The sequence below is a fragment of the Deinococcus marmoris DSM 12784 genome (assembly GCF_000701405.1).
In the GTDB taxonomy this organism is placed as follows: Bacteria; Deinococcota; Deinococci; order Deinococcales; family Deinococcaceae; genus Deinococcus; species Deinococcus marmoris.
In genome coordinates, this window is record NZ_JNIV01000031.1 from 23,276 (window position 1) to 46,852 (window position 23,577).

Annotated in this window: 21 protein-coding genes, 3 tRNA genes and 1 pseudogene; 8 read left to right on the forward strand and 17 right to left on the reverse strand. The window is 63.8% G+C overall.

Annotated elements, in window-relative coordinates; genetic code table 11:
- Positions 1-139: 139 nt before the first annotated feature.
- From dnaK to Q319_RS0109300, 4 genes are all read left to right on the forward strand, one after another.
- Complete coding sequence (gene dnaK, locus Q319_RS0109285; protein ID WP_029482071.1) at positions 140-2,041, forward strand: molecular chaperone DnaK; 1,902 nt, start codon at positions 140-142, stop codon at positions 2,039-2,041.
- A 258-nt stretch (positions 2,042-2,299) separates the two neighbouring features.
- The gene (locus Q319_RS0109290) at positions 2,300-2,971 is read left to right on the forward strand and encodes a nucleotide exchange factor GrpE (RefSeq protein WP_029482072.1); all 672 of its coding nucleotides are present in this window, start codon (positions 2,300-2,302) and stop codon (positions 2,969-2,971) included.
- A 4-nt stretch (positions 2,972-2,975) separates the two neighbouring features.
- The gene (locus Q319_RS0109295; RefSeq protein ID WP_029482074.1) at positions 2,976-3,188 is read left to right on the forward strand and encodes a VF530 family protein; all 213 of its coding nucleotides are present in this window, start codon (positions 2,976-2,978) and stop codon (positions 3,186-3,188) included.
- 74 nt (positions 3,189-3,262) lie between these two features.
- Complete coding sequence (locus Q319_RS0109300; protein ID WP_029482075.1) at positions 3,263-4,204, forward strand: DnaJ C-terminal domain-containing protein; 942 nt, start codon at positions 3,263-3,265, stop codon at positions 4,202-4,204.
- 92 nt (positions 4,205-4,296) lie between these two features.
- Here Q319_RS0109300 and Q319_RS0109305 read toward each other — a convergent pair whose 3' ends face one another.
- The 6 genes from Q319_RS0109305 to mqnP form a co-directional block, all read right to left on the reverse strand.
- Positions 4,297-5,448 carry an acyltransferase family protein gene (locus Q319_RS0109305; RefSeq protein ID WP_162178631.1) on the reverse strand — a complete coding sequence of 384 codons (1,152 nt, stop codon included), beginning with the start codon at positions 5,446-5,448 and terminating at the stop codon, positions 4,297-4,299.
- Positions 5,449-5,521: 73 nt separating this feature from the next.
- On the reverse strand, positions 5,522-7,192 hold the full coding sequence (locus tag Q319_RS0109310) for a sensor histidine kinase (RefSeq protein WP_245619079.1): 1,671 nt from the start codon (positions 7,190-7,192) through the stop codon (positions 5,522-5,524).
- Positions 7,193-7,262: 70 nt separating this feature from the next.
- Positions 7,263-7,940, reverse strand: coding sequence for a response regulator transcription factor (locus Q319_RS0109315; protein WP_010887388.1), 678 nt, complete (start codon positions 7,938-7,940; stop codon positions 7,263-7,265).
- Positions 7,941-8,152: 212 nt separating this feature from the next.
- Positions 8,153-8,584 carry a hypothetical protein gene (locus tag Q319_RS0109320; protein ID WP_029482078.1) on the reverse strand — a complete coding sequence of 144 codons (432 nt, stop codon included), beginning with the start codon at positions 8,582-8,584 and terminating at the stop codon, positions 8,153-8,155.
- 40 nt (positions 8,585-8,624) lie between these two features.
- Positions 8,625-8,975, reverse strand: coding sequence for a hypothetical protein (locus Q319_RS0109325; protein WP_029482080.1), 351 nt, complete (start codon positions 8,973-8,975; stop codon positions 8,625-8,627).
- A 133-nt stretch (positions 8,976-9,108) separates the two neighbouring features.
- On the reverse strand, positions 9,109-9,993 hold the full coding sequence (gene mqnP / locus Q319_RS0109330) for a menaquinone biosynthesis prenyltransferase MqnP (protein WP_029482082.1): 885 nt from the start codon (positions 9,991-9,993) through the stop codon (positions 9,109-9,111).
- Between the two features lie 85 nt (positions 9,994-10,078).
- Between mqnP and Q319_RS0109335 the strand changes: the two genes are divergently transcribed.
- From Q319_RS0109335 to Q319_RS0109345, 3 genes are all read left to right on the forward strand, one after another.
- Positions 10,079-10,155: transfer RNA gene (locus tag Q319_RS0109335), tRNA-Pro, on the forward strand.
- 33 nt (positions 10,156-10,188) lie between these two features.
- Positions 10,189-10,262: transfer RNA gene (locus tag Q319_RS0109340), tRNA-Gly, on the forward strand.
- Positions 10,263-10,316: 54 nt separating this feature from the next.
- Positions 10,317-10,393: transfer RNA gene (locus tag Q319_RS0109345), tRNA-Arg, on the forward strand.
- A gap of 96 nt (positions 10,394-10,489) precedes the next feature.
- Here Q319_RS0109345 and Q319_RS0109350 read toward each other — a convergent pair.
- The 7 genes from Q319_RS0109350 to Q319_RS0109380 form a co-directional block, all read right to left on the reverse strand.
- Entirely contained in the window at positions 10,490-11,851 is a 1,362-nt protein-coding gene (locus Q319_RS0109350; protein ID WP_029482083.1) for a tyrosine-type recombinase/integrase, read from the reverse strand.
- A gap of 143 nt (positions 11,852-11,994) precedes the next feature.
- The gene (locus Q319_RS0109355) at positions 11,995-14,970 is read right to left on the reverse strand and encodes a bifunctional DNA primase/polymerase (protein WP_029482085.1); all 2,976 of its coding nucleotides are present in this window, start codon (positions 14,968-14,970) and stop codon (positions 11,995-11,997) included.
- A complete protein-coding gene (locus Q319_RS24365; protein ID WP_034414466.1) occupies positions 14,967-15,170 on the reverse strand; it encodes a helix-turn-helix domain-containing protein in 204 nt (67 codons plus the stop codon). Before Q319_RS24365 ends, Q319_RS0109355 begins: the two co-directional genes overlap by 4 nt.
- A gap of 339 nt (positions 15,171-15,509) precedes the next feature.
- Positions 15,510-16,121 carry a hypothetical protein gene (locus tag Q319_RS0109365; RefSeq protein WP_029482087.1) on the reverse strand — a complete coding sequence of 204 codons (612 nt, stop codon included), beginning with the start codon at positions 16,119-16,121 and terminating at the stop codon, positions 15,510-15,512.
- Positions 16,115-17,014 carry a phage NrS-1 polymerase family protein gene (locus tag Q319_RS0109370; RefSeq protein WP_156039249.1) on the reverse strand — a complete coding sequence of 300 codons (900 nt, stop codon included), beginning with the start codon at positions 17,012-17,014 and terminating at the stop codon, positions 16,115-16,117. Before Q319_RS0109370 ends, Q319_RS0109365 begins: the two co-directional genes overlap by 7 nt.
- On the reverse strand, positions 17,011-18,300 hold the full coding sequence (locus Q319_RS0109375; protein ID WP_156039250.1) for a zinc ribbon domain-containing protein: 1,290 nt from the start codon (positions 18,298-18,300) through the stop codon (positions 17,011-17,013). Before Q319_RS0109375 ends, Q319_RS0109370 begins: the two co-directional genes overlap by 4 nt.
- 515 nt (positions 18,301-18,815) lie before the next feature.
- A complete protein-coding gene (locus Q319_RS0109380; RefSeq protein ID WP_156039251.1) occupies positions 18,816-19,208 on the reverse strand; it encodes a hypothetical protein in 393 nt (130 codons plus the stop codon).
- 1,205 nt (positions 19,209-20,413) lie between these two features.
- Here Q319_RS0109380 and Q319_RS0109395 point away from each other — a divergent pair.
- Positions 20,414-21,664, forward strand: a complete 1,251-nt coding sequence (locus Q319_RS0109395; protein ID WP_156039252.1) for a hypothetical protein — start codon at positions 20,414-20,416, stop codon at positions 21,662-21,664.
- On the opposite strand, the gene Q319_RS0109400 is transcribed toward Q319_RS0109395, so the two are convergent.
- The 4 genes and pseudogenes from Q319_RS0109400 to Q319_RS26965 form a co-directional block, all read right to left on the reverse strand.
- The gene (locus Q319_RS0109400; protein WP_029482095.1) at positions 21,665-22,207 is read right to left on the reverse strand and encodes a hypothetical protein; all 543 of its coding nucleotides are present in this window, start codon (positions 22,205-22,207) and stop codon (positions 21,665-21,667) included. It abuts the gene before it with no gap.
- A complete protein-coding gene (locus Q319_RS0109405; RefSeq protein WP_029482096.1) occupies positions 22,204-22,506 on the reverse strand; it encodes a hypothetical protein in 303 nt (100 codons plus the stop codon). The genes Q319_RS0109400 and Q319_RS0109405 overlap by 4 nt, the downstream gene beginning before the upstream one ends.
- Before the next feature lie 45 nt (positions 22,507-22,551).
- Positions 22,552-23,025, reverse strand: a complete 474-nt coding sequence (locus Q319_RS0109410) for a hypothetical protein (protein ID WP_029482097.1) — start codon at positions 23,023-23,025, stop codon at positions 22,552-22,554.
- Between the two features lie 287 nt (positions 23,026-23,312).
- A pseudogene (locus Q319_RS26965) lies at positions 23,313-23,577 on the reverse strand (IS4 family transposase); the annotation flags it as partial.

Sequence of the window (23,577 nt, forward strand, 5' to 3'; positions counted from 1 at the left end):
TCTTAAACTTGAGTGTATAGCACTCAAGTCTATTGACTCTGATCAACTGTAGCGTTATGCTGTTGGAAGTTTCAGAACTGTTGCCCCTGCGGCGGCAGAAACCCACCTTTTACAACTACACATTCAAGGAGTCAAACACATGGCTAAAGCTGTTGGGATCGACCTGGGCACCACCAATTCCGTTATTTCTGTCATGGAGGGCGGACGCCCCGAAGTGATCGTGAACTCTGAGGGCGCGCGCACCACCCCGTCCGTCGTGGCCTACAAGGGCGACGAGCGCCTGGTGGGGCAAATTGCCCGCCGTCAGGCCGCGCTGAACCCAGCCGCCACCCTGTTTGAAGTCAAGCGCTTCATTGGCCGCCGCTGGGACGAGGTCAAGGAAGAGGCCGGACGCAGCCCCTTCAACGTCAAGGAAGGCGAGGGCGGCTCGGTTCGCATCGAGGTGAACGGTAAGGATTACGCCCCCGAGCAGGTCAGCGCGGAAGTGCTGCGTAAGCTGGTGGCCGACGCCAGCGCCAAGCTGGGCCAGAAGATCACCGACGCTGTGATCACGGTTCCCGCGTACTTTGACAACTCGCAGCGTGAAGCCACCAAGCAGGCCGGGGAAATCGCGGGCCTGAACGTGCTGCGCGTGATCAACGAACCCACCGCCGCCGCACTGGCCTACGGCCTGGAGCGCAAGGGCAACGAGACCGTGCTGGTCTTCGACCTGGGGGGCGGCACCTTCGACGTGACCATCCTGGAACTGGGCGACGGCGTGTTTGAAGTGAAATCCACCGCCGGGGACACCCACCTGGGCGGCGCGGACTTCGATCACCGCATCGTGGACTGGCTGGCCGGGGAATTCGAGAAGGAGCATAAGTTCGATCTCCGCAAGGACAAGCAGGCCCTCCAGCGTCTGATCGAGGCTGCCGAGAAGGGCAAGATCGAGCTGTCCAACGCCACCGAAACGGCCATCAGCCTGCCGTTCATCACCTTCGATCCCGAAACGCGCACCCCGATGCACCTGGAGCGCACGCTGACCCGCGCCAAGTTCGAGGAACTGACCGCTGATCTGCTGCGCCGCGTGCGCCAGCCCGTCGAGCAGGCCATGAAGGACGCCAAGCTGGACGCCAGCAAGATCGACGAGGTCATTCTGGTGGGCGGCAGCACCCGCACCCCCGCCGTCAAGCGCATCGTGCAGGAACTGATCGGCAAGACCCCCAACGAATCGGTCAACCCCGATGAAGCTGTGGCGCTGGGCGCTGCCGTGCAGGCGGGCATCATTCAGGGCGACTCCAGTCTGGGCGACATCGTGCTGGTGGACGTGACGCCGTTGACGCTGGGCGTGGAAGTCAAGGGCGGCATGATCGCGCCGATGATCACCCGCAACACCACCGTTCCGGCCAAGAAGACCGAGATCTACACCACCGCCGAGAACAACCAGCCAGGGGTGGAGATCAACGTGTTGCAGGGCGAGCGCCCGATGGCGAACGACAACAAGAGCCTGGGCCGTTTCAAGCTGGAAGGCATTCCCCCGATGCCCGCCGGACGCGCACAGATCGAAGTGACCTTCGACATTGACGCCAACGGCATCCTGCATGTGACCGCCAAGGAAAAGAACAGCGGCAAGGAATCCAGCATCCGCATCGAGAACACCACCACGTTGGACAAGAGCGACGTGGAGAAGATGGTCAGGGAAGCCGAGGAAAATGCCGTGGCCGACAAGGCCCGCCGCGAGAAGGTCGAAAAGCGCAACAACCTCGACAGCCTGCGTGTTCAGGCGCTGGGACAGATTGAGGAGAATGCTTCTGCTCCCCAGGATGCCAAGGACAAGCTCAAGGCCGCCGCCGATGGGGCCGAGGAAGCCGTCCGCAATGACGACGACACCCAGATTGCCGACGCCCAGAAGAAGCTGGAAGAGGAACTGCGCGAGTTCATGACCGCCAACCAGAATGCAGCGCAGTCCCAGCCTGAAGGCGAAGACGGCGGAGTGAACATGGGCAAAGACAAGGCCGAGGATGACGACGTGATCGACGCGGATTTCAAGCCCGCACCTTAAGGCAAAAGAAACCCCTCAGTCTGCTTCGCAGCCAGCTCCCCTCAAAAGGGAGCCAAGAAGCACAGAAGATAGGACGACGCAGGAATCTCCTTGCCTCCCTTCTAAGGGGAGGTCCCCCGGAGGGGGGGAGGGGTTAAACCGCAAACGCCCCCCAACGCCCTTCCGAATGACCACACCAAACAACCCACTGGGAGAGGACGGCTAAGACAGCTCCTCTCCCTTATCCTTAAACCGATGTTCAGAAAACGAGGTTCCAAGATGACAGACGACAAGACCAAAAACGGCGCAGCCCCGGACGCCGAGGCCGAAGCCACCGAGAACCTGAAGTTCACTCCCGCCCGTGACGGCGAGAAGACCATCGACGCGGACGGCGACATCATCGACGCCGAACTGCTGAGCGACGAAGACGGTGAGGAAACCGACTTCGCGGGCTTCCCCGGCATGGACGAGGGCATGATGGCCCAGGTCCAGGAAATGATGGGCAAGCTGGAGCGCGTGGAAGTGCTGGAAAAGGAAAACGCCGATCTGAAATTCAAGCTGGGCCGGCTGGCTGCCGACTTCGACGGCTACCGCACCCGCACCACGCAGGATCTCGACGCTGCCGAGGGCCAGGGCATCGCCAAGGCTGCCGAGCAACTGATGCCCGTCTACGACGATCTGGAACGCGCCGTGACGATGGGATCGGAAGACCCCGCCAAGCTGATTCCGGGCGTCAAGGCCGTGCAGACCAAGGTGCTGACAATCTTCTCCAAGCTAGGTCTGGAAATGACTGGCCAGGAAGGCGAACATTTTGACCCTCAGTGGCACGAAGCGCTCCAGGCCGTCCCCGGCGACGAGGATGACAGGATCGTGCAGGTCTTTCAGGCGGGCTTCCGCATGGGCGACAAGCTGGTGCGCCCGGCGCGCGTCGTCGTGAGCCGCAAGGGTTGAGCGCGTGACCTCCTCCGATCCCCTCCACGGCGTCACCCTCCAACTTATGCTGGAGCGCCTGCACGATGCCTACGGCTGGGAGGAGCTGGCCCACCGCGTACCGATCAACTGCTTTAGTTCCAATCCCAGCATCCAGAGCAGCCTGAAATTCCTGCGCCGCACACCCTGGGCGCGGGCGAAGGTGGAAGGGCTGTATCTGGAGCTGGTGAGTGTTTAAGGGTCTGAGCAATCCTTTTCACCCTCCCTCTAAGCCTTGAATCTTTCAATACGTTCCGCTGTCAAGGAGGCGCAATGGCGTACAAAGACTATTACGACGTGCTGGGCGTCTCCCGTGGGGCGTCCGATGCAGATATCAAGGCGGCCTACCGCAAGGGGGCCAAGCAGTATCACCCCGACAAGAACGCGGGAGACGAGAAATCTGCGGATCGTTTCAAGGAAATCGGTGAAGCGTATGCCGTGCTGAGTGACCCCGAGAAACGCAAGGTCTATGACCAGTTCGGCCACACCGGGCAGGTGCCGCCGGGCTACGGCGAGAGCGGCGGCTTTCCCGGCGGCGGCAATTTTCAGGGCGGCGACTTCGCCGGATTCGATCCGGGACAGTTCAGCGATTTCTTCCAGGGCCTGTTCGGTCAGGCAGCGCGGGGCCGGGGCAATGCCGGGGGCATGGGCGGCGGTATGCCCGGCGGGCAGCAGGTCAATCTTGAAGACCTGCTGGGGGGCCTAGGCGGCGCAGGGCAACAACGGAGATTCGTGCAGAACGTGGAAGGTGAGTTGCAGGTCACCCTGGCAGAGGCTTTCAGTGGCAGCGACGAGGTGATCAACGTGGACGGCAAGCGCCTGAGCCTGCGTGTTCCGGCGGGCACCCGCGACGGCGCACGTCTGCGGTTGGCCGGACAGGGACCGGGTGGGGGCGACGTATTGCTCACGATCCGCGTGCTGGAAGACGCCCGTTTCGAGCTGGAGGGCGATCACCTGACCACGGTTGCCGACGTGCCTGCCCCGGTGGCTGCCCTGGGCGGCGACATCAGCGTGCAGACCCTGGGCGGGCGTGGGGGCTTGAGTGTTCCCCCCGGCAGCAGCGGGGGCCGCCGCATGAGGCTGCGCGGTCAGGGCTGGCCCAGGAAAGACGGCACGCGCGGCGATCTGTACGTGCGCCTGAACGTGACGGTGCCTGCCGCCCCCAGCGACGAGGAAAAAGAGTTGTACCACAAGCTGCGGGAATTGCAGAAATAGCACCAGATGAGCATCCAGGTGCAAACCCCCTTCGCCCAGCCAGGCGAAGGGAATTTTGACTTTTGGCCGCGCCAGAGCAGATGTCCCAGGAACTACGCGAGCTTGCTTTCGGATTGATCCGGTGCGGGTTTACGCCGTGGGCTGGGCCGCAGCAGCTTTCTGAAGGGTTCCTCAATGAGCAGATACAGCGCCGTGGCCACCGCCAGAATGAGCGCTATGTACACGGCGACGATGCCCAGGCGCAGCAGCAAGCCCGACTCGGCAAAGCGTTCGGCAGGCAGCAGCTTGACCAGCACCATCTTGAGCAGCAGGTGGGACATGTACATCGAGTAGGAAATGCGTCCACCGAAATCGGCCAGCGAGGTAGACAGGGCGCGGGCCAGCCAGCCCCGGCTGTAGGCCAGACCCAGAATGAACGGGGTCATGAACAGCAGGGTCCAGTAGGCTCCGGTGCCCATGGCCGTGAGTGCTGTGGCGCTTGCCACCGCCAGCAGGCCCAGCACAGGCGTCAGCAGACCCCAGTTCCACGACGCGCCGAAACGGTTGCGCCACAGCCAGCACATCATGGCCCCAGCCACAAAGCTGCCCGTGACCCGCAGCAGAGAATTGTGGTCGAAAGGACTGACGACGCTCAGACCGCTGGTGAGAATCAAACTGATACTGACGACGATGGCGGCCCCGGCAATGCCCACCGCCGTGCTGGAAGTCCTGACCCGGTGATAGAGCAGGGCCACCAGCGGAAAACACAGGTAGGCGAACCATTCAGCGCTGACGCTCCAGGCCACGAAGTTCCAGGTGGCGTCGGCGCTGTTTCCCCAGGCCTGAACCATCAACAGGCTGGCCACAAAGCCGCCGGGGGTGTATAGCCCCTCCGTGGCCAGATCCATGTTCAGCCGGTTGGCAACGGTCACGATGCCCAGTGCGCCCAGGAGGCAGGCCACGACCACCGGATAGATCCGCGCGATTCTGGCCCGCAGAAAGTGGATGTAGGTGGGGCCGTTCCATTGCCGGAACTGATCGACCCGGAAGTGATCGACATAGTTGAGGGTGATCACGAAACCCGACAGCACCAAAAACAGTTCGACGCCCATGTTGCCTGCCTGGGCGAACGCTCGCAGGGGTTCGAGGACCGGGAAGAGCAGCACGAATTTATCGAAGTAGTGATGGAAGACCACCCACAGGGCGGCAATCGCCCGTAGCCCGGTCAGGGCACGGAGCAGCGGCACGCTTACAGGTTCGGTCACTCTTGAGAGTGTAAACGGCACGTCACAGAACAGGATGAAGAATCAGGACGTCCGTGAACCGTCTCCAGGTGCGTTACGGTACGTCATCATCGTCCAGAATCGGCACGTCGCCCACGGGCAACTGCACATGCGCCGCCGTCCCCTTGCCTGGCTCGCTTTCCAGCCAGATGCGGCCCCCGTGCGCCTCCACGATGCCGCGCGCGATGCTCAGGCCCAGGCCCGCGCCGCCCACGTCGCGGCTGCGGCTGTCCTCCAGACGGTAGAAACGGTCAAACAACCGGTCCAGTTGGTCCCCAGGAATACCGGGGCCGTCGTCGGTCACGCTCAGGCGCACCTCGGTGCCGTCCTCTTCCGGCTGGCTGCTCAGGGTGATGGTCCGCGCCCCGGCCTTGAGCGCGTTGCTGACCAGATTGATGATCACCTGCTTCAGACGGTCCGCGTCGCCCTCGAAGGTCACCTCCTGTCCGGCCACCGGCAGGCGCGAGTTCTGGGCCTGGGCCAGCGGCATCAGTTCGCGGGCGATCTCGGCCAGAAACAGGCCCGACAGGATCGGGTCGCGGGCCATCACCAGCGCGCCGCTGTCGCTGCGGGCCAGTTGCAGCAGGCTGGCGATCAGGTTGGTCAGGCGTTCGGACTCGCTGCGGATGATCTTGAGGCTTTCCTGCTGCTGTCCGCTGGGGCTGGTGCGGCGCAACAGGTAACTGGCGTGGCCGCTGATGGCGGTGACCGGGGTCCGCAGTTCGTGGCTGGCGTCGCTGGTGAACCTGCGCTGGGCCTCGAAGCTGTCTTCCAGGCGGCCCAGCATGCTGTTCAACGCCCCGGCCAGCGCCTGCACCTCGTCCCCCGTTTCGGGTTCGGGCACGCGCTCGGTCAGGTTCTGCCCGCCGATGCCCTCGGCGGCCCGCTGCACCAGCCCCAGGGGCCGCAGCGCCCGCCCGGCCAGCAGATACGCGCCCACGCCCGCCGTGATCAGCCCGGCCAGAAACAGCAGCACGATGACGTTGCGAAGATCTGCCAGCGTGTGCTGAATGTCGTCCAGACTGCGCCCCACGTACGCGATGGTCAGCGTCTCGTTGCTGCCCGGGAGCCCCAGCGGCGAGGGTTGCAGGGACAGCGGGGCCAGCCGCACCAGCACGCGCATGGGCGTGGGCTTGTCACGGTACGCCTCCTGCACGTCCTGATCGATCAACAACTGACCGTCCGGCGAGTTGATCAGCTCGGCCAGTTGTTCGTCGGACAGCGTGATGGGCTTCGTGCGGTCAATCCCGGTGGAATCGCGCGTCTGGACGCGCAGGGAATTGAGGGCATCAAGCAGACTCTGGCGTTGGGCGGACGTGGTTGCCTGGTCAAGCTGGGCACCCAGACCCGGCAGGTCATAGAAGGTCAGCCGCTCGACCTGAAAGGCGTAATTGGGAAACTGGTAGCGCACGCCCAGCAGATCGCCCCCCTCGTCCCGGTTGTCGGTGTTGAAGGGCGACAGATTCTGAGACGGTAAAAACTGCACGAACTGGCCGTACACGGTCACCAGATCGCGGTTGACGCCAGTGAGCAGGTTGTTGCGCATGATCAGCAACGTGGTGGCGGCCACGGTGGTCAGCAGCACAGCCAGCAGCGCCGTGTAGAACTGGGTCAGCCGCCAGCGCAGGGTTTTGCGTCGGTGGATTCCCGGACCTGTGGGCGCGGCTGCCCCCCTGACCACGCGGGCGGACCCGGGCAACGGACGTGGCAACGAAGGAACCCTCACGCCCGGCAGTGTAGCGGTCAGGCGTGAGGGTCTGGAGAATAGGAGGCTGAAAGGTTCTGGTAAAGCGGGATTATTCCTCGCGCAGCACGTAGCCGACACCGCGCACGGTATGGATCAGACGGCGCTCGCCGCCCTCCTCCAGCTTGCGGCGCAGGTAGCCGATGTACACGTCCACCACGTTGCTGCCCCCAGTGTATTCAGGCCAGACCTTTTCCTCGATCTCAAAGCGGGAAAAGACCTTGCCGGGGTTGCGGGCCAGCAGTTCCAGCAGCTCGAACTCCTTGGCCGACAGTTCCACGCGCCGTCCGCCCCGGAAGATCTCGCGGCCATCAAGGTTCATGACCAGATCGGCCACCCGGACCTCGCCGGTCACGGCGGGATTCACCCGGCGCAGGTGGGCGCGCACGCGGGCCAGCAGTTCCTCGATGGAAAAGGGCTTGATCAGGTAGTCGTCCGCGCCGGAATCCAACCCCTCGACCTTGTCCTGAATGCCGTCTTTGGCGGTCAGGATGATGATCGGGGTGTTGCTGGTCTTGCGGATGCGCCGGGCGACTTCCAGACCGTCCAGCACGGGGAGCATCAGGTCCAGAATGACCAGATCGGGGTTGACTTCGCGGAATTTGGACAGGCCGGTCACGCCGTCGAAGGCGACTTCGGTGGCGTAGCCTTCTGCGGCCAGTTCGAGTTCGATAAAGCGGGCGATATCTTTTTCATCCTCAATGACGAGGACGAGAGGCTTGCGTTCCATGCCGCCAGTCTAGGGAGCGTTCTCATGAGAATACGCGAGGGGTGCTTAATCAGCTTTCATCCGGCTGTGGCGATCGACCGGGGGGCAAGTTACAATTCTTCATCGGGTCAGACGCTTTCCCAGACCTCTGGAGACCGTCCAGGCCCACGGTGAAACTGAGTGCCAGCCTCCTCACAGGTTTTTCATGGGGTTACCAAACCCGTCTACATTGTCTAAACGACAAAGCCATGCAGCGGCGCGAGCGTCCTGAAGGTGATCCACTGGCCGGGCAGGACTGGGGGCAGAGGCTCGAAGGCTGCCAGCACCAGCGGCAGCCGCGCCTGCACCACCCACGCCTTTCCCACGGTATGCGTGACCCTGCCGCAGCCTTCCAGCGCCGAGACGCCCTGCACGCTCAGGATTTCGCGGTGTTCACTGCCGGGCAGCAGGTCCACCGAACCCGCTTCCAGAACGCCGTGGACCACCACCCGCGCCTCACCGGGCGGGGCCGAGTAGGGGCCGCTGCGGTCAAACAGATACAGCACCCGGCCCCCGGCCAGGAATTCCAGCAGCGGGCTGCCCTCGGGCTGCGGGTAGATCAGGCCGTGGGCGGCGTGGGACGCGTAACGCGCCGCGAAGTCCCGCTCGGAGCTTTCCAGCGTCAACGGTTCCTCCGGCGCAGTCGGGGGGGAAACGCAGCGGCGGTCATGCCGGGGATTCTAGCGGACAGGCCGTTCCTCCGGGATCCAGCCGTTCAGGGTCCAGGCGTTCGTCCAGCCAGCCCAGGACAGGCCGCCCGGCCTCCATTCCCAGCCTATCCAGCATTCCCAGTGCGTCCAGCAGGGCGTCGGCCCGCTCCAGCGCGAAGGTTCCCTCCACCTCGCGCAGAATGTGGATTAACACCAGACCATGCAGCCGCTCCAGCAGCGCCCAGCCCCGGCTGCCCGGCCCCTGAAGATCACGGGCGCGGGCCAGCAGCGTGAGCGAGAGGCGCTCATTGCCGTCTGCGAACGCCTGCGCGGCCTCCAGCGGAATCAGGCCCAGGTCCGGTCTCATACGGACTCCGATTGAATCATTTGCAAAACGATGGAGATCCAAGCGGACGCGAGTGGGAGGGGTACGGACTCGGGGCGTGGAGTTGGCAAACCGGCGCTTTCCCGATTTGTTGACGAAACAGACGGAATCCGTATCAGGTCAGGGTGCGCCACGTCACGTCCACAATCACCCCGGCCAGCATGGTCAGGGCCAGCCACATATTGGCGTCGAAGAAGGCCACGTTGACCCGCCCCAGGTCATTGGGATTGATGATGCGGTGTTCGTACAGCAAGATCGCGCCCATCGCCAGGGCAGCCAGGTAATACCAGCCGCTGGCCCCGGCCACCACGCCCACCAACAGCAGCAGCGCGAAGGTCAGGGCGTGGCTGGCGGCGGCGATCTTCAGGGCGCGGGGAATGCCGAAACGTGCGGGAATGCTCTTGATCCCGTTCTTCACGTCAAAATCGCGGTCCAGCGTGGCGTAAATCACGTCCAGGCCGATCATCCAGAAGATCACCACGGCCCACAGCACCCAGGCGGTGGGGCCAAACGAACCGGTCACGGCAACGTAGCCGCCCGCTGCCGCCGCACCGTCGGTCACGCCCAGCCAGGCGTGGCACAGCCAGGTGTAACGTTTGGTGTACGGATAGCCGATCAGGAAGACCACCGCCAGCGGCAGCAGCGCCAGACACAGCGGATTGAGCTGCGCCGCCGCGAAGGCCATGACGGCCAGACTGACTCCCACCAGCGCCCACGCCTGGGCCGGGCTGACCTTGCCCACCGGAACCTCGCGCCCCGCCGTGCGCGGATTGCGGGCGTCGATGGCGCGGTCAATCACGCGGTTTGCGCCCATGGCCGCCGTGCGGGCCGACGCCATCGCCACCGTGACCCACAGCAGGACGCCGAATCCGGGCCAGCCGGTGCCGTTTTGCGTCATGCTCGCCAGCAACATCCCCGCGTATGCGAAGGGCAGGGCAAACACGGTGTGTTCAAATTTCACCAGATCCAGATAGGTTTTCAGACGCGGGGCCACGCTCATGCTGGGGGCAGCATACGCCTGCTGGCTTACCTCTGGACATTATGGGCCTGACATTTGCTATAGTGCCGCCTGCGCGTGGAAGTGTCGAGGCGTAGCGCAGCTCGGTAGCGCACTTGGTTTGGGACCAAGGGGTCGCTGGTTCGAATCCAGTCGCCTCGACCATGATTTTCCCGTTCCCAACGGACACGCGCACAGGCGAGATTGGTGTAGTGGTAGCACAGCAGCCTTCCAAGCTTCTGGCCTCGGTTCGAATCCGTGATCTCGCTCCACACCCAACACAAGGCTCCCCCTGCGGGAGCTTTCGTCCTTTCCAGGACGCAGAGGCACCCCTAGCTCAGTTGGATAGAGCAACCGCCTTCTAAGCGGTCGGTCAATGGTTCGAGTCCATTGGGGTGCACCACCAGAAAAACGCCGTCCAACACGGTAAAAGCAAAGGGAGACCCCAGGGCCAAATAGGCCTCCTGGGGTCTCCGACTGTAATAGCGACTGTAGTGGATCAGTCCTGAGGATCTGGCAGCGCAAACAGGTCGATGACATGCGCTTTGTCCTCGCTGTCCAGCACATGGCGGTAGATGTCGTTGGTGATCGACACACTGCCGTGCCCCAGACGTTTGCTGACCACCGCGAGCGGGACCCCGCGGCGCAGCGCCAGCGTGGCGTAGGTGTGCCGCAGGTCATGGGGTGCGATCTTGGGCAGCGCGGTCCCATCTGCGTGCAACACCTGAAGCGCTGCCCCCAGTTCTGGGTAGCAGTCCCACCAGTGTCCTGGAACAGTGCCCGCACCTTTCCGGCTCCAGTCGGTCAGCCGGGTGAGGGCGCGGTTGATGTTGTCGGGGTGCACGACATGGCCTCTCTCCGTTGCAAACACCAGCCCGTTCGTCGCCCACGGCAGGCCCAGAGCGCTGCGCTCGGCACGCTGCTGAGTCTGGTGGTCCTGTAAGAGCGTCACCAGGCTGAGCGGCATGCGGATGTTCCGGCGGGCATTGTCCGTTTTTAGCATCCCGCTGACCTTGGCCCCTCCCGGGATCCTGATCACCTGCTGCCGAATCTGGACGACACCTTTCTTGAAGTTCACATTGGTCCAGGTGAGCCCCAGAACCTCGCCGCGCCGCAGACCCAAGCTGACCGCCGCGAACAGGGCCGGCCATAGGCGGAAGATTCCCGTCTGCCACAGCAGCGTTCCCAGGGCCTGGAAGAGCGCCAGTTGCGGCTCTTCCAGAACCCGGTCCTCCGGACGAATGCCGGGTTTAGGTGCGCGCTCACGCTTGACCCCGTTCATGGGCGACACCTTGATGGTTCCGTCGGACACCGCCTCGTCGAACACGGCGCGCAGCCGGATTACGACTTTGCTGTGCGTGCGCGGCGACATGGCCTTCCCCCTGCCCAACCCTCCAACCATCTCCTGGCGACTCAGGGCAGCCACCAATTCCTTGAGGGTGGCTGTCGAGACCTTCTGGATCCGTTGCTCACCGATTACCGCCAACGCGTAGTCAAGCTCCTGGCGGTAAAGGGTCAGGGTTCGGGGCTTCACCTTCGGGAGGCGATTCAGCCAGAGCTCAGCCTGTTGCGCCACAGTGATGCTTTCGGGTGCCTGCAGTTCACCCTCACCGTGAGCGACGATGGCGGACCGCATGGCCTTCTCAGCACCCGTCTTTGTCCTGGACCGGCCGTTAAGCGTTTTGCGCCGACCTCCGAACAGCGTCTGGAGCGTGATTTGCCACTTGTATTTGCCGCTGCCCTTGTCGAACCAAACCGTCCCGCTGCCGTTGCCGCGCCCCTTTGTTTTGCGCTGTTTCTCGGTGCCGTCCAACACGGCTGCGGCGTCGTTTCTGGCTGGGTGTTTTGCTTTTTTGGTCATGTTTACCCCGGGCCAGCCCAATCAAAGAGAGGCGGCCGATCAAAGAAGAAGTGTTTTTTGCTGTGCTTTTGCTCCTCCTGAGAGGCCGCCCACAGCGGTGGGCCGCTCCTCAGGAGCCATTCAACGGCCGAACGAGGTCAGGGCTAGAACGGCTTGAGCATCATGTCGTTGTCGAGCGTTGTCCCTGTCTGTCCTGATGAAACAGAAGAAGTAGGTACAGGGGTAGAGGCCGTCGGAGTGAGAGAATTCTGCTTGGCCGTCCCTGCTGTCCCGGTGTCAGGGGCGAACACCTCCCAGCGGATGTGCCAGAGGTCAGGCCGTCCGGGGGCCCCGTGGACCGTGCGTCGGTGCAAGGTCTTGCCCGGTTCGCAGGGTCCCAGAATCCCGGCTTCCTTCAGGCGGGAGGCAAGCGGTCCACTCGTCAGCGGCAGGGGAGCACCGCTGTCCGCTGCAAGTTTGCTCACGGCCGCCACCGTGCTGTCGGGCTGAAGGTAAAGGCACAGCTCACCATTCGGCAGGCTTCCCAGCCATCCCAGGCGTGCTGCCGACGGCTCCCGGAGAAACCCAACGTCGGGGTCCGAACGCCATCCCAGCGATTCAGGGTGGTCTCTGGGCGCCTTTCCTTCACGCGCGTCTTCCACGAAAGCGCGCCGGGTACTGAACAGCTCACGCAGCAACTGCAAAAAGCGGAGCACAGGATCCACATCCTTGTGGTGCGCACTTTGCGTGGCCGCCACTTCATGCAGCGCCTTGATGGCCCGCGTGAGCAAAGCGTCCGCTTCAGGCTGTGTCACCGCTTCAACAGACACGGCGAACTCCAGGAACACCTGCCACCCCCGGGCCAGTTCGCCGCACATGCGCGGCGTCCGGTCATGCGCCTGGACGTTGTTGAAATGCGTTGCCAGGTGCCGCACAGCCTGCTGGTGCACTGCGCTCCCAGCGTGCAGGGTGGTCCAGTGTTGTGCGATGTGCCGCACCAACCCCGCCAGCGTGCCAGCGTAGATCCCCGACTCGCCGAGTGCCGCCGCCTCGTAGAACGCAGCCGATTTTTCGCGGTCTGGTCCCAGCAGCGGAGCAGTCACGTTCACGAACAACGCCCGGGCCTGATCGCTGTGGTCCCGGGGCACGGTCTCGGCCGACGTGATCATCAGACCGCGCGGGTGGTAAGTGACCTGCGACGTCTGCCCCCCCTGACTCAGTCTGGACCGCCCGGCACCGTCGGCCTGCGCCCGCAGCATTCTGGACAGAGAACGGTACACGGGATCTTTTGGATCACGTGGTTTGAAATCGTCGACGCCGAAGAGCGTGTCCTTGGCGACGTACGCGTGGCGCTCCAGCGCGTTGGCCGTGCTTTCCCAGCCCTCCGGCATGTGGCTGTACCGCCATTTCGGGCCGAAGTGCGCCATGACCAGCGCTGTGAACGTCGTTTTGTGGCTGCCGGTGCGGCCGACAATGAACACCGTGAAATCGCCCTGCCCAAGCACCGCGCGGAACGCCGCACCAAGCACCGGCACGCCGATGGAGTCCGGCACCAGGTGCAGCAGTTCCAGAGACGCGCGCACACAGGTGATCAGTTCAGGGGGGGCTGGAACAGCAGGGAGCGCGTAGGCGGCCAGGCGGCCTGGCATCTCCACGGCGATCCCTGACACGCTTCCCTGCGCGCCGATGGCTGCGTCCGCAGACAGGTATAGCGGTCCATGCTCTGGATGCTGGGTCCAGCCGAGATGGCGGTAAATGGTGCGGGCCGCGAAGCCCTGGTGGGCACTCAGCGCCTGAATGGCCGAGCGGACGTGGTCGCGGTTGCCGCTGCCAGCGAATACGTTGGCGTGTGCCCCCCACCTCGCCAGCGGCCAGCTCATGGCCTCAAACTCGCTGGCCTTCAGAACGATGGGTGAAAACGGCTGTCCTGACGGATGCTGTCCGGCCAGTTCCAGGTGACGTTCCTGGCCGTCGCCGCCGTCGTCGTAGCGAATCTCTGCCGTGATCCAGGCGGTGAAGGAGGTGAGAGCGAATTCCACTGGCCCCGCTCTGGTGGGCTTCTCCAGCCACAGTTGGCCGTCACGCATGATGTAATTTCCAGCGCGAACAACGTCTGGCGGTTCCAGCTCACCTTTGACGGCGGCGCGCGCTGCGGGCTCGTCCCCATGATGCTCCAGCAGCGTGTATACGCTGAAAGCGTCGTGCGGGTGGCCCGTTGCCAGCGTGTCTGCGGCGTGGTGCGAATACACCTGATCCGGGCCATTTTCAGTGGACGGAAGCAACGTCACGCCCGGCGTACCCGTGGTGCTGTTCGGCGCGGTCCAGCGGCCAGAGTTTTGAGCCGTGTAGCCGTTGCGCCCCAGGACGTCGGCCAGCGGGTTTGCAGCGTTAAACGTCTGTCGAACGCGGTCGGTTTTGGGAACCTGGCGCAACCGCTTGGCAGCCTTGGACCGGGGCAGGGCTTTGGCCTGAGGCTGGGGTGCGTTTGGGCACGCCGCCACCATCCTGGCTTTCAAGCTGTCCCAGTTCTGCCAGAGAAAGAGCAGGTTCTCGGGCAGCTCGGGGATGTCCTCGCGGCTGGGCGGCATCCCCTCAAGCCAGGCGTACAGCTGGCCGCTGGGGTGCTTGCCCGGGGGGAGTTGGTCCTGTACGTTTCCCGCCCGCAGCTCGAATACCGTGTACGGCTTGCCCTCCTCATTTCGACAGATCAGCTGACGCGTCTTGAGTTCCAGACCCTCAGGCACGCGGTACAGCGGTTTTTTCCCGTTGCGTCCGCAGATGCAGCACTTCGAAGCCAGGAACTCGTCCAGGTCGAGGCCGACGCTCGCAAACGCAATGCGGGCATGCTCCAGATGATCGATATCGAGGATGGCCGTGCCGCTGGTGGCGTGGTGAAACCCGATATTCAGCGGACGCTTGGTCTGGTCGTCACGCTCCCAGTGGAACTCGGCCTGCTCGGTCGTGGCAACGAGTTGTTCAGGCTGATTCCAGGCCTTGGTGGTGGGTGCCTTCGAGCCGTGGCGCGTCGGCACCAGATTCAACCCGAGCGTGATGTAGTGCTGGGCAGCCTCGTAGTGTTTCAGGGACGTGGTGGGTGTCGGGGCGAGCGCCTGGCCACTGTTGTGGCCGGGGGCGCTCATCCCCGGGCCCCGCTCAGGAACTCGTCAAGGGCCGCTGTGGGGATCAGCCACTTGGTACCAGCACGCACTCCGCGCAGCTGACCGGAACCGATGAGCTTGTAGATCAGGTTGCGTCCGATACCCAGGTGAACTGCGGCCTCACTGGGGGTGTAAATGGTCTTCTGCTGTTGCGGCGATTCCTTTGTTTCTTGTACCTTCATGGAGCATGCCTCTCGAGGCGTGCGTGCGTGTTTTGGTGGTTATCCTGGCAGAAACACACCAACACGCAGCCTCTGGAAAGTGCGCTTCGTTGAACGGGGGCGCACTTTCCGTCTGTGGAGTGAACCACGAGAGCCATCATTACACATTATGTTGGGAGCGTAATAGAAACTCCCTCCAAAATATGTTTTTTGGCCAGCCAGTGCCTTTAGACTCTTCCAGGCGCTCTGTAATGAGCGTAGTCCACCGCGTGCACGAATCGGAAAATATAAGGCCTAGCGCTGCATTTAACACTGAGCGTAATTTTCCGCGAGAACAGAGTCGATCTTAATGAATGCGATCTACCAGGTCTCGCCGAAATCCAACTCCACCGTCCAGGCCCAGCGCCCGTCCACCCACTCGCGTTCAACGTAGCCCCAGCCCGAATACAGAATTTCGATCTGTTCGGACGTGGATTCTTCGTGTGCAGGTTCTGATCCGCGCTCCAGCGCCTCGAGCGCCCAGGGCGGCAGTTGCTCCAGATCGGCACGCATCCTCCCGACGCCGTCAACGTTGAGTGCGCCGGGTCCCGCCAGAGTGACCACGTCTTGCCCAGCAACGATGCGAGATGCGCTGACCTGAGGCAGGTCGCCGAAGTTCTGCACTGTGCACCTGCGCAGTCGGGACCGGTACGAGGAAATCGCGTATTCCAACGTGCTGGCCGGACATCCCGAGAAAAGTGGCGTCGCCGCGAGAGCAGCCGCCTCGCCGGCGTTGGAGCGGTCTGGATGGTCCGGCCCGCCAACGAGGGCGCTTAGCGCCACATCGTTGCTGCTCAGGGCCAGAAATGCCTGATCCATGGCGAGCAGTTCGGCGGACCGGTGTGCCGCGCTGAGCCGCAAGAGGGTGAGTTCCTGTTCGGGGGTTGGGCGTAGAGGAAGTTCGATCAGATGCGAGAGCATGGGGTTCAACATGATTTTCCTTTGCGGCGGAGGATATACGCGACGGTGACGTCGCCGTAAGTCCGGCCATCGTGGGTGGCGCGGGCGCGCCAGCGGGCGGGGCGGAAGAGGGCGCTCTGCGAGAACAGGCGCGCGATTTGCTGTGGATCGGACGTGTGGCAACTCAACTGGCCGAGCAGGGCCGCGTCGGCGCGGCTGTGGTCCCCACCGTGGAGGTCCAGATCCCCGTGGTCAAAAAGCCTGGAAAACTTTGCGGCACCTGGTCCAGCGCGCAGGCGCCGCAACACCTCGGTGTCTGCCGGACTGGTGCTGGTCTGGGGCGGACCAGGGCGGGTTGGCTGGGGCGTCGTCATGCCCGCGATCAGGGCGTCCAGCTCTGCCTGGCGCGGCCTGATGCCGGGCGGCGTCCCCGGGAGGCGGCAGCCGGTCAGGGCCAAAAATCCGCTGGCGATCACCTCCACGTTCCCGGCACGGCGGTTGCCCGATAGCCGGGCACCAACGACAACGTGCAGTCCGGACCCCGAGCGTGAGACCTCGGTGTATGAAGACAGCCGGTCCACAAGTTGCCGGGCAGGCGGCAGCAACGCATGACCTGGCTGGAGCACATGATCGAGATCGACGGCCACCAGAGACAGGCCATCAAGGACGGCCACCTGGGGGTCCAGCGCGACGCCCACGCCATCCACGTCGCCGGCCTCCAGATGCACCAGCGCCCCGCCCAGGGTCAGCCGGAACCGGGGATCACGGGCATCGGCCGGGTACCAGCGCCGCCCCGCCCAGCGCACCGGGACCTTCCCCTGCCGCCCCGACGCCCTCATGCGCAGTTGATAAGGCAGGTACAGGCGCCCGGCATGCAGGTCCTCCGGCCAGCCTGCGCGCAGGACGTCGGGTGGACTGCCGGTCACGGTGCCCGCCATGAACCACTGAGGGCGCGCATCCGGTGAATCTGCGCGGCGGCGACGTCGCCGATGGTCTCGGTGTGGCCACAGGTGTGGCAGGCAAACGGTCTGCCGGACCAGGGGCGACGGCCCACCTTCAGGCACGCTGGACACGTGCGAGAACTGTTGTAGGGGGGAGTCAACCGCACCTGAACGCCGTGATGGGGCGCAAGGTCCATGAGCCAGCGCAGCGCCGCTCTCAGCCCCACGGCTTCAGCGTAGGCGGGAAACTTCGAGCCCCGGTGCCGCAACACATGCCACGAGGTGTCCTCAAGGGCGACAACCCGGAACTGCAACGCCAGCGCCAGAAACGCGTCGTAGGTGGGCAACATCTTCAGAAACAACGCCCGCCGGTGGTAAATCCGTGCGCGCGTCTCATCCAACGGCACCTCCAGCAGGCCGCGTGGCGCGGGCAGCGCCGGGAGCTGCCAGGCCCCCCGCAGCGGCCGCTGGATCACGCCGCAGCCCGTATGGGCCGCGTAGGCCACGACATGGCGCCCCCCAGGGTCTAAACCCAGGCAGTCATCCGTGGTCCAGGGTGTGGCGGCGATCTGAAACGCCCAGCTGATCTCCCAGCCCGGCTGGCCGTTCAGTCCCGTGGTCTGCCGGATGACGGCGCGGTCCAGGCTGCGCGGCTCCCCTGGTCCCAGGGCGAGCGGTGGACGCTGGTCCTCCAGCACGACGCCGGCGGCGAGGTGACGCGCCCGCAGGCGGTAAGCCTGTCCTGCGGCGTTCAGGTCATCGCCGGCCAGCCACGCCTGCTCGAACTGTTGCAGGCGCTGGGCCTCGTGCGCCAGGCGCCGCTGCTGCCGGTGGTGCAGGGCGCGTCGGTACGGCCCGGGCAGCAGGTAAAGATCGCCTAGGATCAGGGCGTCCTTGCCCAGCGAGGCCACTTCCACGGTGATCTGGTCCAGCGGCTGGGCTGCGCCATTGAGATGAAGCTCCAGCGGCCGTTCAGGGCCCCAGGCGGGGGGCAGCTCCGAGACACGGACTGCACGGCCGGCAAAGGCGCGCCAGTCGCGCGCCGTATCGGCGACGACCTGGTGGTAGACGGAAGCGGGGACGTCACGTGCCCAGCCCAGGGCGTCCCGGGCCTGCCGGAACTCGGCCTGCAACTCGGCCACTGGGAACGGCGGCACAACAACGGTGGTTTCTGGAGACGGCAGACTGGGCAACGATCCCGGATTTGTTGCAGCGTCAACCAGACGTGTGCTGTGCCCAGCGGCGCGCAGGCTGAGGTAGGTGGACAACATGTGTTGTGCACTCAGGGCACGTGCCCAGTGGCGCCGTAAGGCCTGTTGCTGCGCGCTGTTTGGATACAGTGGCTGGCTCAGCCAGACTGTTCGGGGTTTTTTCATGGGGTCCTCCCTGGATGAAGCGGCGGCGTACTCGCGCCCGGCCCACTGCTGGCGCACCGACAACTTTTCCGTTGCCTTTTCCCCTCCGTTTTGACGTCCTGGGCTTGCTTTTCCCTCCCCCACTCCCCGTGTTTTCGTCCTCAGCCTCCCTGGTCTGCCGCCGCCTCTCGGTCCCGTTTTTTCCAGCAACTCTGGCCATCAGCCCCAGGGCATCCCTTCTTCTCTGTCTGTTCTCAGGCCCCATCGACGGTCCCATGTGTTCAGTGGCGTGGCATTCCTCCCGGGCAACGGCGCCCATGCACATTCAGGTTCCGGGGCCAGCTCCAGTCAAAACGGCACCGGCCCCGCTGGTGTCGGGGCCGGTGGATCATCTGGCGTTTGTCGTTTTGCTCCTGGTTGGGGTGCGCGGCTCAGTCGAACGCGTGGGGGTCAGCCAGCCAGAAATCGGGGTCGAGTTGCAGTGAAAGCTGAGCCAGGCCCCGGGCCACACGGGCCGTGGAAATGGCCTCGGTTTCGGCACCGTGGTACCGGTACGTGGCGGCCAGCTCGCTGGCCAACTCGGCGGCGTCCATCAGGAAGCAGGCCACCTGACCGTCGTCGACCAGGTTGTTGACGACGATGTTCCAGCACGCGGCCGAGTCGATGACCAGCTGCTCGCAGCGTCTGTGGAGCTGTGGGTTTCCGGTGCCGACGGCCTGCGCCATGCAGGCCGAGAGCACCTGTTGCGCCTGGGCCAGGGCGTGGTTGAGTTCGGTTTCTGACGGATAGAGGTGGGCATCGGGCTGGGGTGGCGGGGTGGTCACGGCATCGGCACGGTGTGCTTCGTGGCCGCAGTGGGGACAGCGATTCAGGTCTTGAGGGGGCTGGTTGGAGGCCATACCTTGAACTTAGCAGGCCCCCTTTTGAACAGTTTCTCTAGGTTTGTCGCCTTTCTCGCCGGGTTGGGTCTGGCCTCCAGACGTGTCCAGGACGGACTCTGGTCCAGAGACTGCGAGAAAGGGTGATCAGTGACGAGACCTGCCTATCGACAAGTGGGTGGACGCATGTCGAGAAGTTGGCTTAATGCGCTCCGGCAGCCAGCCGGGGCGTTGTTGGTGAACGGCGGCCGAGATGTCCGGTGTTCTCTAGGTTTCTGGCGCTGTATGGGTTCGGCATGGTTGTGTCATTTGGCCCTCATGGCGGTGAGCCTGGGCGGTTTTGAACGACAGTCTGCCCTGGCCGACCAAGAGCCAGGCCGAGGTTGACCGCACCCTGGGCAACCCGGGCAAATGACCACTGTGCCAAAGCACCGGCCGTGTGTGGCTGCTGTTCGTTGGGTGGTGCGGATGCCCGGTGGGCCGGACCTGAGGGTGTTGCTGAAGCTGGGTGTCTGCGGCGCTTGCCGGGGCCATTCAGTGTGATGCTCTACCGGAGGTTCGGTGATCACCAGGATCATCTGATCTGTGACGGCGTTGAAGGGGTTTTTGGCTGTGGTGGTGGACTTCCTGGCCCCGGAGAGGCACCGTCACAGATCACAACCGTGAAAGTCGCAGCCTACGTTGGGAGCAGTTCCGCTAAGTTTGTCGGCTTTCTGCGCCAAGAGGCGTAAGCCCCCAGATGTATCCAGCACGGCTTGGATGCAGCGACTTCAGGGGGTTGATGCCCAGCAGCAAGTCCTCCCTGTCGCTAAGTTGGGGGGCCATGTCGAGCATTCTGCGGCGTCCTGTCGAGAAGTCGGGCAACAGGCTGGCCGCAAAAAGCCAGCCTTGACTCTTGGAGCTGACGGGGAAGGGAACGTTTAGAGGTACTCGTTCCAGTGGTCTTGCTCGGTCACAGCCCTCAGATCGCTCAACAGCCTCTCAAGACGGTCATCTTCGTCCGCCACGCTAAAGGAGCGCTTGCGGGCGATTTCCACCGCGAACAAGTTTACTTTTACGTCCGGGGCGGCGAGGTGCCTGATGATGTGCGGCGGCTTGGACCACACTGAAGGGCACAGTTCACGGAAGGCCAGAGCCAGACCCTGGGCAAAATGGCGGTATTCAGCCGCCTTATGACCAGGGCGTGGCCAGACATCCTGAAAACCCAAGCGGCGCACCGCAACCGCAACGATGCTGAAATTAAGATGACCACTAAAGCAAAAAAGAAGAAAAAGACAACGGGTGTTGGCCGGGCAAAGTCATTTTCAAAGGGCCAGGCCGGTGATGCCAGCCACGCGCAGGCGCTCACCGATTTGGGTTATCCGGCGCGGCCACGGCCCCAGGCGGCGGGCCTTGGGCGGGTGCGCGAGGCCGAGGCGCAGCGGCTGATGGCCGCCTACAACATCACACATGACGCGGCACTGGAGCTGATGCGTGTGTCTGGAACGCTGCCGCAGGTGCCAACGGATATTGAGTCGACGCTGCTCGCCCCCGTCGCGCATCTGGAATCCAAATTTTACCGGGAGTGCCAGGTCTCCCGCGCCGCCGTCATGGCGCAGTGGCGTAACCAGGTCCACGCCGACGCCAAGGCCCATCAGATCCCGGTGATCCTGCATTCCTGGGACTACAGCCGCGAACCCTGGGTGTTGACCTTTCCCCGGGACCCCCGGCAGGGCTGGTTCATGCAACTCCTCAGCGAGTGGGTTCATGGCCTGGAGCGGACCGGCTACGTCATGCGAAACTCAGATGGTTCCCCCGTGATCGACGCCGCCACAGGCAAGGCGAAAAGGGCTTACCTGCGTCCAGCCGCCGGCGCCGGCACCCCTCTCAAAGCTAGGGCGATGCTGTCGGTGTCGCCGGCTGCCCGGCTGGATGCGGCGCGGTGGGCGCGGACATCCGGGGGCGACTATGCTGCTGGCGCGCGTCGCGCGGCCCAGGACCGGGTCGCCTGGACAGAGTGGGTGCACGCCCCAAAAGGCCAGCGGGCCTGGCTGGATTTTTGCCGTGCCCATACACCTTTTGACACCGTGCTTGATCCCCTGTCCGAGCTGACCGTGGACGGCGTGCTCTATACGTTGCAGTCGTTGCGCCCCGTCATCGTGCAGGAGGGTGGCGGGCTGAATTTGCAGATGATCGTGTCCAGAGACGCGTCCAGAGCCAGAAACGGGCCTGGAAGCACACGCGACTACCGTCTGGCACGGCCAGTTCGCATCGTGGGCGACGGCCTGTATGATCTGGAGGATCTGGTGCTTGACCGTGACGACCAGGGCCAGCCGCTGCGCGACCCTGACGGCGAGCTGGTCTGGCAGTTGCGCGCTGACGCTGTCCCCGTCGCGCTGGCCGAAGACTGGTTTGACAGCTGATCAGTTCTCGGCGCGCGCTTCTTTGCGGTGCCGGGTTCGCACCGCCCGGTCCCAGTCGTTCAGGCAGTTCAGCAGTGGCTTGCCTCCGCGGGCGCAGTCCTCGGCGCGCTTCATGAATGCATCGAACTCGTCGGCATAGTTTTTCTTGTCGGGTTCGGTGTAGACCGTGCCGTGGGCGATCCGGTTGCGGCGTTCTCGCCAGTCATCCAGCCGGGCGGGCAAATCCAAATGGCGCTCGTTCTCGAAGTGGTCAAAATCCAGGTGAAAGACCTTGATCAGGTACCCGAGGCTGCTGTGCCCCGTGAAAGCCAGCTTCCCCCGGACTTTTGGGAGCCGCTGGCTGACCTCCTCCGGCGTCAGGGTTCCGGCCACCGTAACCCGCCAGTGCAGGTGCGAGTGCAACCGGTCCGTGATGATGCTTTCGCAGATCATGGCGGCCTCGATAAAAAAGCCCTGTTCCAGCGCCAGATTCAGCCGCTCGTGCGCCCGGATGTAGCGCGCCTGCTTGATGTAGTTGGGGCCTGCTGTGGGTGTTACGCTCATTCCTCGTCCTCCTGTTCCACAAATTTGATTTGCCGAAGAGCGGCTTCTTTTTGCCTGTCTGAGGCCCCCGGGTGTTCGCTGATCAGGTGCGCACACGGCAGGCCGTAATCGGTGTCCTGTTCCTGGAACACGTCATCATCGATCAGCACCCCGAAGACCTCGGCGTTGGCGTTGGGGTGGGCGCAGATCTCCTCGCTGATCTCGTGCAAGTAGTCCCAGCCCGCCTGACGGAACATCTCCTGTCGCTGCTCCCAGGCCATCCACACCAGGAAGGCCTGGGGTGTTTCGGGGCAAGTCATTAACGCGCGCGACCACTCCGGATCTTCCATGATCCTGGCCCAGACCTACTGGTGCCCGCCCCAGGGGAAGCGGCGCAAAAGCTTGCCGGCCAGTTCCGGGCTGTCCACCCGACCGTAGCAGCGGAAATAGTCTTCAAGCACTGACCAGTCGGCGTTGGGGTGCAGGATGGCTTCTTCCATGCCATCGCCGCTGACGCGTTCCATGACCATAATCAGATCGTCCGACGTCAACTCTGGACGCGTCAGCAGGCGGTCAAACCACGCCTTGTCCTCAGGCAAGAACTCCTCTGCGTCTGGGTGGCGGAACAGTTGCAGGGAGAGGTCTGGAGGCAGGGCAGGGTTCTCACTGAGCGCGCTTAGCACCTCCGGCTCGGTGTCCTGCGCCAGGGCCAGGAACCCTTGAAGGGGCAGTTCTGCGCTCAGGGCGATCAGGCGGCGCACCGGGATGTTCTCGGGGCCGCTGAGGCGAAAGCACAGCGCCGACCACCAGGCGGGTTCGGTGGGGTAGAGGTAGCTCACGCATTCTCTTGAGGTGGCCGGGGCGGTGCCGCCTGCCAGTCAAGGTCTGAACAGTTAATGCACCGCGCCCTTCTCAACTACAATGCCCCTGCAAACGCCTGCGCGAGGATGGAGGCGGGAAGGGCTTTGAGCTCATTTGTCACGGCACTCTGATCATGTAAGAGGATTCCAAGCTTCGCTTGTAGAAAGTTTAGCCTCTTTGCCCGCTCCTTCTGCTGAGGGAGAGTTGGAAGAAGAACACGAGTACCTCGAATAACCCCTAATCTTCAGTACCGGACAACTTGAGTTCAGGCGGTGCTGAGCGCAGGAAAAGGGTGACTCAGGAGGCCAAAGTAGGCTTCGGCCTGTGGGCGATCCCATCTCAGCGCTCTCGCCAGATATTGCCAGCCATACTGGTACACGCTTGTTGCGCGGCGACCATGAGCCTTGATCAGAATCGGTTTGCACGCGTTCATCCAGACGCCCACCCTCAAACAGCACACCCAGGCCAGCGTGACCAGTCCAAATAACCGCTCCAGTCGGTCAGCGTGGGTCACCGCTGACCGTTCCAGG